The organism is Nocardia sp. NPDC047038 (assembly GCF_040644075.1).
In the GTDB taxonomy this organism is placed as follows: domain Bacteria; phylum Actinomycetota; class Actinomycetes; order Mycobacteriales; family Mycobacteriaceae; genus Nocardia; species Nocardia sichangensis.
In genome coordinates this window covers 61,008-75,524 of sequence record NZ_JBEYVQ010000003.1, presented here as the reverse complement: position 1 = coordinate 75,524, position 14,517 = coordinate 61,008, and the positions used below count along the sequence as shown (strand labels likewise).

The 14,517-nt window shown below is 69.6% G+C and carries 12 protein-coding genes and 1 pseudogene; 5 read left to right on the top strand and 8 right to left on the bottom strand.

The window, feature by feature from the left end:
- Position 1 precedes the first annotated feature (1 nt).
- From folK to ftsH, 5 genes are all read right to left on the bottom strand, one after another.
- Positions 2-538 carry a 2-amino-4-hydroxy-6-hydroxymethyldihydropteridine diphosphokinase gene (gene folK, locus ABZ824_RS13790; protein WP_356963548.1) on the bottom strand — a complete coding sequence of 179 codons (537 nt, stop codon included), beginning with the start codon at positions 536-538 and terminating at the stop codon, positions 2-4.
- Between the two features lie 58 nt (positions 539-596).
- On the bottom strand, positions 597-1,034 hold the full coding sequence (gene folB / locus ABZ824_RS13785; RefSeq protein WP_356963547.1) for a dihydroneopterin aldolase: 438 nt from the start codon (positions 1,032-1,034) through the stop codon (positions 597-599).
- Complete coding sequence (folP, locus tag ABZ824_RS13780; protein ID WP_356963884.1) at positions 1,031-1,888, bottom strand: dihydropteroate synthase; 858 nt, start codon at positions 1,886-1,888, stop codon at positions 1,031-1,033. The genes folB and folP overlap by 4 nt, the downstream gene beginning before the upstream one ends.
- 71 nt (positions 1,889-1,959) lie before the next feature.
- Entirely contained in the window at positions 1,960-2,577 is a 618-nt protein-coding gene (folE, locus tag ABZ824_RS13775) for a GTP cyclohydrolase I FolE (protein WP_355079266.1), read from the bottom strand.
- Positions 2,578-2,718: 141 nt separating this feature from the next.
- Entirely contained in the window at positions 2,719-5,103 is a 2,385-nt protein-coding gene (gene ftsH / locus ABZ824_RS13770) for an ATP-dependent zinc metalloprotease FtsH (protein WP_355079156.1), read from the bottom strand.
- A 426-nt stretch (positions 5,104-5,529) separates the two neighbouring features.
- Between ftsH and ABZ824_RS13765 the strand changes: the two genes are divergently transcribed.
- Positions 5,530-6,408 (top strand): hypothetical protein, encoded by an 879-nt coding sequence (locus ABZ824_RS13765; protein WP_356963546.1) that lies wholly within the window; start codon positions 5,530-5,532, stop codon positions 6,406-6,408.
- On the opposite strand, the gene ABZ824_RS13760 is transcribed toward ABZ824_RS13765, so the two are convergent.
- A complete protein-coding gene (locus ABZ824_RS13760; RefSeq protein WP_355079160.1) occupies positions 6,388-7,221 on the bottom strand; it encodes a DUF1266 domain-containing protein in 834 nt (277 codons plus the stop codon). The two genes, ABZ824_RS13765 and ABZ824_RS13760, sit on opposite strands and share 21 nt — an antisense overlap.
- Before the next feature lie 165 nt (positions 7,222-7,386).
- Between ABZ824_RS13760 and ABZ824_RS13755 the strand changes: the two genes are divergently transcribed.
- Complete coding sequence (locus ABZ824_RS13755) at positions 7,387-7,653, top strand: DUF2277 domain-containing protein (protein WP_356963545.1); 267 nt, start codon at positions 7,387-7,389, stop codon at positions 7,651-7,653.
- 13 nt (positions 7,654-7,666) lie between these two features.
- On the opposite strand, the gene ABZ824_RS13750 is transcribed toward ABZ824_RS13755, so the two are convergent.
- Entirely contained in the window at positions 7,667-8,980 is a 1,314-nt protein-coding gene (locus ABZ824_RS13750; RefSeq protein WP_356963544.1) for a helix-turn-helix domain-containing protein, read from the bottom strand.
- Positions 8,981-9,165: 185 nt separating this feature from the next.
- Here ABZ824_RS13750 and ABZ824_RS13745 point away from each other — a divergent pair, with 185 nt between their 5' ends.
- The 3 genes and pseudogenes from ABZ824_RS13745 to ABZ824_RS13735 all read left to right on the top strand — a co-directional run bounded on the left by ABZ824_RS13745 (position 9,166) and on the right by ABZ824_RS13735 (position 12,913).
- Positions 9,166-10,770, top strand: a complete 1,605-nt coding sequence (locus ABZ824_RS13745) for an aldehyde dehydrogenase family protein (RefSeq protein ID WP_356963543.1) — start codon at positions 9,166-9,168, stop codon at positions 10,768-10,770.
- A pseudogene (locus ABZ824_RS13740) lies at positions 10,767-11,591 on the top strand (SDR family oxidoreductase); the annotation flags it as partial. The gene ABZ824_RS13745 and the pseudogene ABZ824_RS13740, both read left to right, overlap by 4 nt.
- 434 nt (positions 11,592-12,025) lie before the next feature.
- Positions 12,026-12,913, top strand: a complete 888-nt coding sequence (locus tag ABZ824_RS13735; RefSeq protein WP_355079169.1) for a LysR family transcriptional regulator — start codon at positions 12,026-12,028, stop codon at positions 12,911-12,913.
- Here the strand turns inward: ABZ824_RS13735 and ABZ824_RS13730 are convergent.
- Positions 12,903-14,396, bottom strand: coding sequence for an amidase family protein (locus ABZ824_RS13730; protein WP_356963542.1), 1,494 nt, complete (start codon positions 14,394-14,396; stop codon positions 12,903-12,905). The two genes, ABZ824_RS13735 and ABZ824_RS13730, sit on opposite strands and share 11 nt — an antisense overlap.
- Between the last annotated feature and the right edge of the window lie 121 nt (positions 14,397-14,517).

The window sequence follows — 14,517 nt, the reverse complement described above, 5'->3', positions numbered from 1 at the left end:
TTCACGACGGCGCGCCCGTCAGCGAGAACGCGGTGCGACGCACCCCGGCGCGTTCGTCCGGATCGAGCCCGGCCAGCAGATCCGCGACAGCGTGCGGCACGCCGTCGACCTCGAGCACCGCGTCCGGCATCACGTCCAGCCACGGCGCCAGCACGAAGGCGCGCCGATGCGCCTGCGGGTGCGGCAGGATGAGATCCGGGTCGGCGCTACGGCACGCGACCGGCTCACCGCCGCGCAGTTCGGCGCACCACACCACGTCCACGTCGAGCGTGCGTGCGCCCCAGCGCACTTCACGCACCCGTCCCGAGGCCTGCTCCAGCTCCTGCCCGCGACGCAGCCAGTCGGCGCAGCCGAAGGCCGGATCCTCTACCAGCACAGCGGCATTGAGATAGTCGCCCTGCGGGACACCACCCCAGGGCGCGGTCGAATACACGGCGGAGACCGCCAGCACGCGATGGCCGAACCCGTCCAGGACGCTGCGCAGATGCGCGAGCCGATCACCCAGATTCGAACCGATGGACAGCACGGCACGGGTCATCGGCGCACCTCCGCGGCGCCCGGCACGGTGAAAAACACCGCGCCGCAGTTCCGCTCGCTCATCCGACGGGCTCCCCCCGGTGACGCGAGGTGATCACCCGCACATCGGCGAACGTGTGCGGGATCGGCGCGGACGGCTTGTGCAACACCACCTCGACCGACCGTATCCGCGGATCGGTCATGACATCGTCGGCGATCTCCGAGACCACCGTCTCGATGAGATTGCGCGGCGGACCCTGGACGATGCGCACCGCGCGTTCGGCCAACGCGCCGTAGTCCACGGTGGCTGCCAGGTCGTCGGACGCCGCGGCCACGTCGAAGTCCACCCATACCGTCAGGTCGACCAGGAACTCCTGGCCGTCGCGGCGCTCGTGCTCGAACACGCCGTGGTGCCCGTAGGCGCGCAGGCCGCGCAACTCGATGCGGTCGGCGCCGCGCCGGATCGCCGAATCACCCGGCGGCGCTTCGTCTTCGGCGTGGATCGGGGACCGGCTCATCGTCGAGCTCCTTGCGCACTGGATCGGGCGGTGTCGTGCTGTTCGGCGCGCTGCCGTGCGGCATTCTGCCACGCGTCGGTGACCGTGATGGCGTCCAGCGAGGCGCGCACGTCGTGCACCCGCACACCCCACGCGCCGTGCACCGCGGCCAGTGCCGAGATGGTCGCGGTGGCCGTCTCCCTGCCGTCCGGTGGACGCGGCCCCGCCTCGTCGGCGAGCAGGGAGCCGAGAAAACGCTTGCGAGACGCCCCGATCAGGACCGGGAGCCCCTGCGCGACCAATTCCGGCAGCGCGCCGAGCAGAGCCCAGTTGTGTTCGGCGTTCTTCGCGAAGCCCAAGCCGGGGTCGAGAATCAGCCGGGACGACTCCACGCCCGCGGCGACGGCCGAGTCCACCTGCGTGGTCAACTCGGCGAGCACCTCCGCGACCACGTCGTCGTAGTGGTCCGCCGGTCCGGTGTGCCGGTAGTCGGCGCCCGCCCGCCAGTGCATGAGGATCCACGGGACCCGCGCGGAGGCGACCACGCGCACCATGTCGGCATCGGCAAGGCCGCCGGAGACGTCGTTCACCACCGACACCCCGGCTTCGATCGCGGCTTCGGCGACGGCGGCGCGCATGGTGTCCACGCTGGTCGGCACCCCCGCCGCGACCAGTCCGCGGATGACAGGTGTCACCCGTGCGGTCTCGGTCGCCGCGTCGACGCGGACCGCGCCCGGCCTGGTCGACTCGCCGCCGACGTCGATGACGTCCGCGCCCGCGGCGTGCAGCCGAACGCCGTGCGCGATGGCCAGCTCGGGATCGAGGTATCGCCCGCCGTCGGAGAACGAATCGCTGGTGACGTTCACCACACCCATCACCACACAGGAGCGCCCGTCGCGGGCGGCGAGGCTCTCGAAGCGCCTCGGTTCGGACACCGCGGGCCCGCTCACTTCCGCAGGATCAGATCGAGCGCCTCGGCGCGCGAGGCGGCGTTGGACTGCAGCAGTCCACGCACCGCGGAGGTGGTCGTGCTCGCGCCCGGCTTGCGGATGCCGCGCATCGCCATGCAGAGGTGCTCGGCCTCGACCACGACGATCGCTCCCCTCGGGTCCAGCTTGCGCATCACCGCGTCGGCGATCTGGCTGGTCAGCCGCTCCTGCACCTGCGGGCGCTTGGCGTACAGGTCGACCAGGCGGGCGAGTTTGGACAGGCCGGTGACCCGGCCGTGTGGACCGGGGATGTACCCGACATGGGCGACACCGTGGAAGGACACCAAGTGGTGCTCACAGGTGGAGTACATCGGAATGTCCCTGACCAGTACGAGTTCCTGATGGCCCTCGTCGAACGTGGTGTTGAGCACCGAATCCGGTTCCACATAGAGCCCGGCGAACGTCTCCCGGTAGGCCCGCGCGACCCGGGCGGGCGTGTCGAGCAGGCCGGGCCGGTCCGGGTCCTCACCGACGGCGATCAGCAACTCCCGTACCGCCGCTTCGGCTCGCGCCTGATCGAACGACCTGCCCGTTTCCAGTGCCACGAGGCCCGGCTCCGACAGGCCGATGTCGATGCCGTTGTGCTCCGCACTGTCCAGTTCGGCGACGGTGTGACCACCGCCATACTCGTTGGCCGACAATCGAGGACACCTCCAAACTCCCCGGGCGCCGGCAATCTCTCGGCACCCCAGATGGTCGAGCCTAATCGTCACAGGTCAGTGACGACCGTTCGGTCCATCCCAATCACCGTCGCCCTCGCCGTTCGGATTCGTCCGGCGCGGCTCGTCGTAACCGCCGTGGTCGCCGTACCCGTCCCTGTCATAGCCGCCTTCGGGCGAACCCTGCGGACCCCACGGCTGATAGCCGTGCCGCGGCTGCTGCGGGTCGCCCCAGCCGGGCTGACCCTGCTGCGGCTCGTCGCGCGGCGGCCAGCCGGGAGCGGACCAGCCCGCCGGAGCGCCGTAGTCCGGCCGCGAACCGTGCGTGCCCTGGCGCGGATAGGCCGGAGCGGGCGCCTGCGGCAGCGGGTAGCCGGGCGCGGACGGGCGGGGGTACTGCGGCGGAGCGCCGTAACCGCTCTCGTGCGGCGGATACCCGTTGGCGGGCTGCGGCTCGCGCTGCGCGGACGCGGCCACCGGCTTCACCACCGGCTCCGGCGGCCACGACTCGCCGCGCTCGGCGGCCAGCTCGCCCGGGGTCTTCACCGGCGGCTTGTCCGAGGGGACCCGCTCGCCGAAATCGTTGAACGCGGTGATCCGCGGGCGCTTCTGCACGGAGGCGAGGATCTGCTCGAGATCCTTGCGGTGCAGCGTCTCCCGCTCCAACAGCGCGGTGGCCAGGTCGTCGAGCACGTCGCGGTACTCGTTCAGGATCGCCCACGCCTCGGTGTGCGCGGCCTCGATCAGGTTGCGCACCTCCACGTCGATCGCGCCCGCCACCTCGTGCGAATACTCCGAACCCATGCCCATCGAGCGGCCGAGGAACGGGTCGCCCTGCTCCTGGCCGTAGCGGACCGCGCCGAGCCGGGCGCTCATGCCGTACTCGGTGACCATCGCCCGGGCGATCTTGGTTGCCTGATCGATATCGGAGGACGCGCCGGTGGTCGGCTCGTGGAACACCAGTTCCTCGGCCGCGCGGCCGCCCATCGCCATGACCAGGCGGGCGATCATCTCCGAGCGGGTCATCAGGCCCTTGTCGTCCTCGGGCACCGTCATGGCGTGGCCGCCGGTGCGACCGCGCGCCAGGATGGTGACCTTGTAGACCGGCTCGATGTCCGGCATCGCCCAGGCGGCCAAGGTGTGGCCGCCCTCGTGATAGGCGGTGATCTTCTTCTCGTGCTCGCTGATGATCCGGCTCTTGCGGCGCGGGCCGCCGATCACGCGGTCGACCGACTCCTCCAGCGATTCGCCGGTGATCACCGCGCCGTGCTCGCGGGCGGTGAGCAGCGCGGCCTCGTTGATGACGTTGGCGAGGTCCGCGCCGGACATGCCGACGGTGCGCTTGGCCAGGCCGTCCAGATCGGCATCCGGGGAGATCGGCTTGCCCTGCGAGTGCACCCGCAGGATGGCGCGGCGACCGGCGAGGTCCGGATTGCCGACCGGGATCTGCCGGTCGAAGCGGCCGGGACGCAGCAGCGCCGGGTCGAGGATGTCGGGGCGGTTGGTGGCGGCGATCAGGATGATGCCGGTGCGGTCGCCGAAGCCGTCCATCTCCACCAGCAGCTGGTTGAGGGTCTGCTCGCGCTCGTCGTGACCGCCGCCGAGGCCAGCGCCGCGCTGGCGGCCGACCGCGTCGATCTCGTCGACGAAGATGATGCAGGGGCTGTTCTGCTTGGCCTGCTCGAACAGGTCGCGCACGCGGGAGGCGCCGACGCCGACGAACATCTCCACGAAGTCCGAACCGGAGATGGTGAAGAACGGCACGCCTGCCTCGCCCGCGACGGCACGGGCCAGCAGGGTCTTGCCGGTGCCGGGCGGACCGTAGAGCAGGACGCCCTTGGGGATCTTGGCGCCGAGGGCCTGGTAGCGGACCGGGTTCTGCAGGAAGTCCTTGATCTCGTAGAGTTCCTCGACCGCCTCGTCGGCTCCGGCCACGTCGGCGAACGTGGTCTTGGGCATGTCCTTGGACAGCTGCTTGGCCTTCGACTTGCCGAAGCCCATCATGCCGCCGCGGCCGCCGCCCTGCATGCGGGCCATCACGAAGATGAACAGGCCGAGCAGGATGACCATCGGCAGCACGAACAGCAGGATCTGGGTGAACCAGCTCTCCTGCTTGACCACGGTGTTGTACGGGGCGCCGGAGTTCTTCACGGCCGAGAAGATCTGGGCGGAGGTCTCGCTACCGCCCGGATACTTCGCGATGATCTTGTTCTGTCCGCCGGTGGCGTCGTTGCCGTCCTTCAGCTCGATGCGCAACTGCTGCTCGCGATCATCGATCTGGACGTTCTGGACGTTGCTCTTGTTCTCGAGCTGGCTCAGGGCAACCGATGTATCGACGCTCTTCCAGCCCCGCGTGTCGTTGCCGAAGTAGCTGAACGCATAGATCACGAGCAAGATGCCCGAGACTATGGCCAGGGTGCGAAACACTGTCTTGCGGTTCATAGAGCGTCGGCCGGGGCGGCCAGTCCTTTCCGGTGTCTCCGGTTCTTGCCTAGCGATGCGTCTGGCGCGTCCGGTTCCGCAGGGGTTCGGATGCGGACAAGCCACGTTACCGCGTACGGTCTACTCGATACATCGCGTAGTTCGGCTGCAGGTGCAGTTAAAGAGGTAAACGGCCGGGGATCGACGGTGGTTCCCGATGTCTCCGGTTCGGCTTCCTCCAAGTGGCAACAATCATGGCATGTTCGGCCTATCGTGAGCGACGACACAACATCGCGGCGCGAGCGACGGGCACGTAGGCGGTAGCTCGCACACCACGAAAGGCCCCGGGAGCGCCGCAGACCAGACACGAGCGCAGGGGGTATGGACATAGTCGAGTTACGAACACCCACAGCGATACTGCGTCACGGCCGCGGCAGGTTGATCGTCTTGCGGCCCGGGTCCGACGGCGAGCGCGTGCTCGATGTCCCGGTCTCCGACCTGCTGAAGGTCCGGCTGAACCGGCGCGCGGACGACGCGGTGGTGATCGAGATCTATCTGCGCTACCCGACGCCCGTGCTCACCGGCGTCCCCGCGGACCGCACGCCCCTTCCGGTGATCATCGCCGAGCACGACGTTCCCGCGGCCACCGAGATCGTCGACCGCATCAACGCGCACATCCTCGCCACCCAGCGCATCGACGTGGCGGCGCCGGACCTGCGCCCGCCTACCCCCACCTGGGGACGTGGCGGCCCCACCCGCGCGGACGTGGAACGGGCGACGCGCAGGATGTCGCCGCGCCGTGAGGCGAAGCATGCGATAGCGGCTCTGCATCGTTACGTGACGCCGGACGAGTACGTCCTGGAGACCGCCGTCGCGGTCGCGCACCCTCCGGCGGGCAGCGGCTCCGGCCTGCTCGCCGCCACGACGACGCGGCTGCTGTTCATCGCGATCGGCGACAGCCGGTACGCGTACGAACTCCCGATTCCCGTGGTCGTATGGGCTCGCGTGACCGATACCCCCACCGCGGGGCGCGGCGAGATCGGCCCCGGACGCGGCGCGACCGGCGCCGAGGTACACGACGGCAGCCGCACGCTGCAATTCGCGGGCGCCGACCGCGCCGACACCGATCGGGTCATCTGCGCGGTGAACTTCGCGGTACGCCGGGAGTCCGCCGACGGCGCCGCTGGCCCCGCGGATCCCGGTGTGGCGCAGTTGTATTCGGAGTGGGAACTGCTGGTCGAGCGACACTCCCTCGGCATGGTCGACGACGCGCAGTTCCAACGTTACGGCCGCGGAATCCTGCGTTCACTCCCCGACGGGAGCTGAGTTCAGCGCGATCCGCCGCCACGGGCTGGTCGGACGCAGCCACAGCCGCAGCAGCTCCTTGCGGCGGTCGACGCCGCCGTTCTTCAGCTCGGCCAAGTCCTCGCAGGCCTGCCAATAGGTCCAGCCGGTGAGGTAGGCGTCGCCGAACTGGCGCCAGTTGCGGTACTTGCTCTGGGCCAGCGGCAGGGCGCGCGCCAGATAACTCCAGGCCACGTCGGCGTCGAGGTACCCGGCCGTGTAGGCCATCCTGGCCACCGCGACGACCCTGGCCAGATCCCAGGCGTGGATGTCACCCGGCAGCGGCCGGGCCAGATGGTCGGTGAATCCGATCTTGATCGCCTGCGACCAGATGTCGTAGTCGCGGACCAGCGCCTCGGGATTGTCCATCCCCCGGAACGCTCCGACCTGCCGCAGGAACGCCCGGTGCCGGTCGGCGCGCTCACCGAAGCGATCGCGCTCACTGGCGTTGATCGAGGCCGTCACCAGCGGGTGCACCAGCGCGTAGAGCGGGGCGTGCATGCCGTCGAGCAACTGCTCCATCGACGCCTGCGCCTCGGTGCCATCGGTGATGCCCCACGCGCCGGTGAGTGTGTCGATGGCCAGTTCACGCCGGTCACCGAGCGGATGCGCGCGTTCCGGGCCGAGCAGCAGCGCGTCATGGAAGGCGTCCCAGCGCGCGGAATAGAAGGCGCCGAGGGCCAGCGCCCGCAGTTCGTCGTCGGATACCGCGGCGCCGGACCAGTGGTCTTCCTCCCGCTCGTCCAGCTCCGCGTACGGAAAGGTCGTCAAGGTGGGTACGCCGCGCGAAGACATGCCCCGATTGTTCCCTATCCCGCGCGGGGTACGCGCGGGATTCGCGGACGGCCACCTCTGTCGGTCGCGACGCCGGACCGCGGGCGCGTCCGCAGGGCGAATCGATTTCGGACTCCGTTGGTTCTTGCGCTGACGCATGTCGTGATCTGGGGCTAGTGTGCTCGCATGTGTAGAAACATCACCGTCCTGCGTGGTCTGGAGCCTGCCGCAACCGAGCAGGAAATCTATGCCGCCGCACTGCAGTACGTGCGCAAGGTCGGTGGCGTGTCCGGCCTGAGCTCGACCACCAAACCGGCCGTCGACAAGGCCGTCGCGGCCATCGCAAGCGCGACCACCACCTTGCTCGCCGAGTTACCCGACCGCAGGGTGGCCCCGACCACCGAACCGCCGCTGCGCCGGATCGCCGCACGGGAGGCCGCGGCGGGAGAGTAGACAGGCGGCCGGTTCAGGGCAGTGCGTCGGCGCCGTAGACGGCGACGCACACCAGCGCGATCTCCAGCGGCAGACCGCGTTCTTCGATCGGATATCCCAAAAGCTGTTCGATCCGCTGCACGCGGTAGCGGACCGTGTTCTTGTGTACGCCGAGCACCTTCGCGGTGGCCTCCGGGCTGCGTTGGCTGCGCAGATAGGCGTGCAGCGTCTCGCGCAGACGTGCGGCGTTCCCGTCGCGCGCCGCCAGCGCGCCCAGTTCCCGCTCGACCAGTCCTCGCATGGCCGCTTCGTCCGCACCGGCCAGATAGGCGATCTCCACCGTTCGATACCCGGTGACGCGCCGCCCGCCCGCGGGTGCGCGCTCCGCGACCTGCCGCGCGGCGACCGCTTCGCGATGACTGCGACGGAAACCGGCGATCCCCGCGGCGGGCACACCGAACGCCACCCGTACCGGCGCCTCGACCTGCGCCGCGGTCAGCCGCTCCGCTTCGCCCGGCACCGCGAGTTCGGCGCCGTGTTCCCCGTCGTCCGATCCGGCCCACGCCCACATCGCGCTGGCGCCGGAGGGAACGGTGAGCAGCCGCGCGCTGCCCAGTGCCGCGGCCAGCCGCGCCGCGACCCGATCCAGCAGTCCGGTCGCCTCCGCCTCCGCGCCTGCGGGTTCTCCGGTCGGCTCGTCGGTCCACAGCACGAAGGCCAGGTGCCGCTGGGAGAGCCGGTAGCCGAGCCGCACCGATGCCTGATCGACGTCCACGTGCTCGCCGTCCAGCAGCGCTCGGACGGTCTCGGCGCGACGGTTGAAGGCGGCGCGCAGCACCTGCTCGCGCTCCTCCATGTAGGTGTCGGTGAGCAACTCGACCGACGTGCTGATCCACTTGGTGGCCCGCTCGAACAGCCGCAGCAGCACCATGCGTTCGAGTTCCGGCGTCGCCCGCCGCTGCTCGACGACCTCGGTCATGTAGTCCAGCACCGCCTCCATGCCCACGTGATAGACCCGCAGCAGCAACCGCAGCTCGAAACCACGCCTGGCCACGCTGCGCGCGAACGCGTGCGCCTCCTCCGGGAGCGAGAACTCGAAGGTATCGCTGGCCAGGCGGCTGAGCACGATCCTGGCGTGCGCCCTGGTGCTGGCCGCGAGGTCGCGGCGCATATCGCGATCGGCGAGTTCGGGAATGCGCGCGATGATCACGTCGTCGAGCCGGGTGACGATGCGTTCGAGCACTTCGGCGCGCGTCGTCTCGTAGACGTACTCCGCGAGCCAGTCGCGCACTTCGTCGGGTGCGGGGCTCGGCCCGGCCGCGGCGCCCGGCGAAGGCCCAACGGTCATCGCCCTCTCCTTCGGCTCGGCGGATACCGAACCACCACTTGTCTCACGGACACAAAATCACCCGTTTTCCTTGACGATCTGGGCCAAGAAAGTCTGTTCGGATTGTGTCACGATCATAGTTCAGTGGCCTGCCTCACAGCAGTCAGCAGACCGCGGTTCAACACGACGTCAGTGGGAGAACAGCAGTGACCAACACCGAACCAGCGCCCGCGACCGAGAAGGCGCGGGCACGCGAAACGACCGCGAAGAAGGACGGTCCCGCCGTCATCGAAGTGCGCAATCCCGGCACGGGCGAGGTCGTCGGCACGGTGCCGGACGAGACCGCGGACGCGGTCGCGGCCAAGGTCCGCGAACTGCGGCTGTACCAGCCGGAGTGGGAGGCGATCGGCCCCGAAGGGCGCAAGGTCTGGCTGCTGAAGTTCCAGGACTGGTTGATCGACAACACCGACCGCCTTGCCGCCGTGCTGCAATCGGAGACCGCCAAGCCCCGGGTGGACGCCCTGATCGATCCGGGTTTCGCGACCGATCTGATCGGCTACTACGCCCGCCGCGCGGCGAAGTTCCTCGCCGACGACCACCCGTCACCGCACAGCCCGCTGGCCCGCGTCAAGCGCTTGACCACGGTCTACCGGCCCTATCCGGTGGTCGGCGTCATCACGCCGTGGAACTTCCCGCTGGCCATGCCGGTGATGGACGTGATCCCCGCGCTCGCGGCCGGGGCGGCCGTCATCCTCAAGCCCTCCGAGGTGACCCCGCTCTCCGCGATCGAACTGGCCAAAGGCTGGGCGGAGATCGGCGCGCCGCCGATCTTCGCGGTGGTCACCGGCGCGGGCGCGACCGGAGCGGCCGTGGTGGGCAACGCCGACTACATCCAGTTCACCGGTTCCACCGCGACCGGCCGCAAGATCGCCGCCGCGTGCGTGGAACGGATGGTGCCCTACAGCCTGGAACTCGGCGGCAAGGATCCGGCGATCGTCCTGGCCGACGCCGAGCTGGATCGCGCCGCGCACGGCATCGCCTTCGGTGGCATGTTCAACTCCGGCCAGGTCTGCATCTCCGTGGAGCGGGTGTACGTCGAAGCGCCGGTGTACGACGAGTTCGTCGCCAAACTCACCGCCAATGTGCGGGCGCTACGCCAAGGCCTGGACGGACGCGAGTCGAAATACGACGTGGGAGCGCTGGCCAACGAGAATCAGGCGGCCATCGTGCAGCGCCACGTCGACGAGGCCGTCGCGGCGGGCGCCAAGGTGCTCACCGGGGGCAAGCGGGCCGGATTCGGCACCGCCTTCGAGCCGACCGTGCTGGTCGATGTCGACCACACCATGTCCTGCGTCACCGAGGAGACCTTCGGCCCGACGCTGCCGGTGATGAAGGTGGCCGACGAGTCCGAGGCGATCCGGCTGGCCAACGACTCGGTGTACGGCCTGTCGGCCTCGGTGTGGACCGGCGACAAAGAGCGCGGCGAACGGGTCGCACGGCAGCTGAACGCGGGCGCGGTCAACATCAACGACGTCTTCGCCAACCTGTTCAGCTACGCCCTGCCCATGGGCGGCTGGGGGCTGTCCGGCGTCGGCGCCCGCTGGGGCGGCGCGAACGGCGTGCGCAAGTACTGCCGCCAGCAGGCGATCACCACGCCGATCCTGCCGACGCAGCAGAAGGAACTGTTCTGGTACCCGTACTCGATGCCGAAGCTGCTGTTCGCGCTCGGCGCCATGCGCGCGGCAGGCGCCCGCGGGCTGCGCCGCCTCGACCTTCCGGCCCTGCTGAAGCTCAAAGGGGGCGACAAGTGACCGAAGCGAAGCAGATCCGCGGCAAGGTCGTGGTGATCACCGGTGGGGCACGCGGCATCGGACTCGCCACCGCGACCGCGCTACAGGCTCTCGGCGCGCAGATCGCGATCGGCGATATCGACGAGACCACGGTCAAGGAGTCGGGCACGGCACGCGGTTTCGAGCTCTACGGCAAGCTCGACGTTACCGATCAGGAGTCGTTCGACGGCTTCCTCGACGAGGTGGAGCGGACCCTCGGCCCGATCGACGTGCTGATCAACAACGCGGGCATCATGCCGACCGGCAAGCTGGTGGACGAGCCGGACCCGCTGACCCGCCGGATCCTGGACATCAACGTCTACGGCGTGATCCTGGGCTGCAAGCTGGCGCTGCGCCGGATGCTGCCGCGCGGCGGCGGGCACATCATCAACATCGCCTCACTGGCCGGCGAGACCCATATCCCCGGCCTGGCCACCTACAACGCCAGCAAGCACGCGGTGCTCGGCTTCACCGACACGCTGCGGGAGGAGTACCGCGGCACCGGCGTGCGCTTCTCCTCGGTACTGCCCACGCTGACCAACACCGAGCTCGGATCCGGCGTCACCGCGCCCAAGCTGCTGCGCGCCGCGGAGCCGGAGGAGATCGCCGACGCCGTCGCGAAGCTGATCGTCGCGCCGAAGTCGAAGGTCAGGGTGACCGCGGTGGCCGGGTTCATCGCCCAGTTCGTCGGCCTGCTGCCGGAATCGCTCGGTGACGGCATCGGCCGCGCGCTCGGATCCGGCCGCGCCTTCCTCGACGACGTCGACGCCGAGAAGCGCAAGGCCTACGAGGAGCGCGCGCGGCGCGTGAGCGCGGCGGGAAGCAGGGGCGCCGCGGCTGGGATTCGTCTCGGCCGCGGGGCCCCGTCGTGTTCGGGGGCACATCGGGAGCCCCACACACCGACGGCATTGTGATGAAAATCACGCGGGCACTCGCTGACATCGCGAAGCCGGTCAGCGGCAAATTCTCAGCCCATACTCGGCGGCCACAAACGCGTCCACAATCCGCCACAAAGACTCCCGGTTCACTCTCGTTCATGCTGGTCAACTGCCCAAATCGAAGAACCCGACGGTAAACGGCCACGGCATGCCGAAAATTCGCTATCCGCCTGGTGCGCAGCACCATCGCAGGCAATATGCTGTCCCTAACAAACCTGCCGACTGTTTCGGCGCCCGTATCCGAACTTTTCGGCCTGATAAGGCTGGAAATTCCGGACCGATTCTGATAGCAAGGGGCTATGGACCCGCATTTGCGCGACCTGCGGTATTTCGTCGCCGTCGCTGAGGAACTGCATTTCACCAACGCCGCCCAGCGGCTGCACATCGCTCAACCCACCCTGTCGCGTCAGATCCGGCAGCTGGAACGTCAGCTCGACGTGGTCCTGTTCGACCGCAACCAGCGCAGTGTCGCGTTGACCGTCGCGGGCAAGGAACTGCTCGAAGGCGCACGCAAGATCCTGGAGTTGTGGGAGGTCACCAACGTCTCGCTGCAGGAGGCGGGCGAGGTGTTGCGCGTCGGCATCCAATCCACACTCGGGCGCGGTCTGCTCAGCGATCTGGAGAGCGCGAGCGGACATCGTCTCGCACTGCACGCGGCTTCCTGGACCGATCCCTCCAGCGGCCTGGCGGGTCGGCAGGCCGATCTCGCTCTGGTCTGGCTGCCGTTGCCGGACCAGAGCCGCTACCGGTGGCAGGTGCTGCGCACCGAACCGCGCTGGGTGCTGCTTCCGGAAAACCACCCGCTGGCGATCTCGGAGACCATCGAATTCGCCGATCTGCTCGACGAACCGTTCGTCGCACTGCCCACCGAAGCCGGTGCGGTGCGCGATTTCTGGCTCGGCAACGACGGACGCGGCGGCCGTCCGCCGAAGATCGGCGCCGAAGCCGCGACCGCGGAGGACAAGCTGGAAGCCGTGAGCCTCGGCCTCGGCGTGTGCCTGCTCGCCGAGAACAACGTGCCGATGTACCGCTGGCCCGGGCTGACCGCGCGTCCCGTGTCGGGGTTGGCGCCGTGCGAGCTCGCCGTGGCCTGGCGGGCCGACGACAACCGGCCGACAATCCTGGAGTTCGCCGGACGAGCCGTCGATGGCGGGTTCGCGGCGCAGCAGTCGCCGGTCAGCGTCTGAACCGGCCCGGCGGGGTCTCGGGGGCGGTGCGCTGCCACGGACGGCGCGTCTCCAATTGCGCGGCCAGCCGTAGCAGGGTGGATTCGCTACCGGGTGGTCCCGCGAGCTGAGCGGCCACCGGCGTACCCGACCACGAGTGCATGCCCATGGGAACGGAGGCGGCGGGCCAGCCGACCAGATTCCACAGCGGAGTGAAGGGTGCGAACCGCGCGCCGGCGAGCAGAGTGGCCGGACGATTGCGGAAGTGCCAGGCCCGCGCCGTCGGCGGCGGGGCGGCGAGCGTGGGAGTGATCACCACGTCGTAACGCTCGAAGAACTCCAGCAGTCGCGCCTCCACCCGGTCGATCTGGGCGGGACGCGCGAGCCTTAACCGATGCACCGTCCGGCCCAGAGCCAGGCGGTGCCGGGCTCTCCGCGATAGTCGGCCGGGTTGGAGTAGCGCGGGGGCCTCACGGGCGCCGAGGGCCAGCCAGCGTAGCGAGGCCGCGAGCAGGGCGTTTCCGTACGGTAGCGCGGTCGGTTCCACCGAATGGCCTGCCGCCGCGGCCACCGAGGCCGCCCTGCGGGCCGCGGCGGTCCAGCGGCGGTCGACGCGCAACAGGCGAGAAGGTGGATCCACCGCCAGCCCGATACGTAGTCGGCCGGGTGGATCCACCTCGGCTAGGTCCGGTCGCGCCGCCAGGACCGACAACGCCAGCGCGGCGTCGTCCACGCTTGTCGCGAGGACACCGTGCTCGACCAGGCTCGACCACGGGCCCGCAGCGGGGACCGTGTACTGCCCGGGCTTGATCCCGAAGATTCCACAGCACGCGGCCGCGACCCGCACCTCCCCCAGGCCGTCGCAGCAGTGCGCCACCGGCACCAGTCCGGCCGCGATCGCGGCTCCGGCCGCGCTACCCGCGTAGCGCGTGGGGTTCCACGGATTGCGGATGACACGCTCGGTGCCCGCGCTGGTCACCCACCGACTCGGCTCTGGAGCCGCGACGAGGCCCATGACCACCGCTCCCGCGGCGCGCAGCCTGGCCACCACGGGGTGATCCGCGGCGGCCACCGGCCCCCACGGCATCGGCTCGCCCGCGAGGGGAACACCGTGCTCGACCACGACCGGGACACCGGCCAGGGGCAGCACGTCGAGGTCGTCGCGTTCCATCAGGCCGACCGACTCGGCCGTCGCCTGTTCGGCACGCAGGACGCTGAAGGCATGTCGTTTCCGGTCCGCCGCCGCGATCCGCGTCCCGGCATCCGCGGCTACTTGCCCGGGGTGCAGCAGGCCGTCTCGCACGCACGCCGCGATCGTCGCGGCCGGGCCGCGTTCGAGTGCGGTCTCGGCTTCCGGAGCTCCGTCGGGCCGCGCGTCTGCGACGGCTCCCAGCAGTCGGGCGGGCATCGGCTCGCCGGTCTTCGCGTTCGGAATGGCGGTGTGCGGAGCGGCGTTTCCCGCTGAGATCGAGCCGTCCGCCATGATTGCGGCCTCGTCGGACATGTGCTGGTCATCCCCCGTCGCGTCGTTGTCGAAATCGGGTGATCCACTGTCGAGCCGCAAGTTATCATTTCGAATACGGCACGGGGGATGATGGTGTCGGGTGTGGCGGAAATTTTCGGCA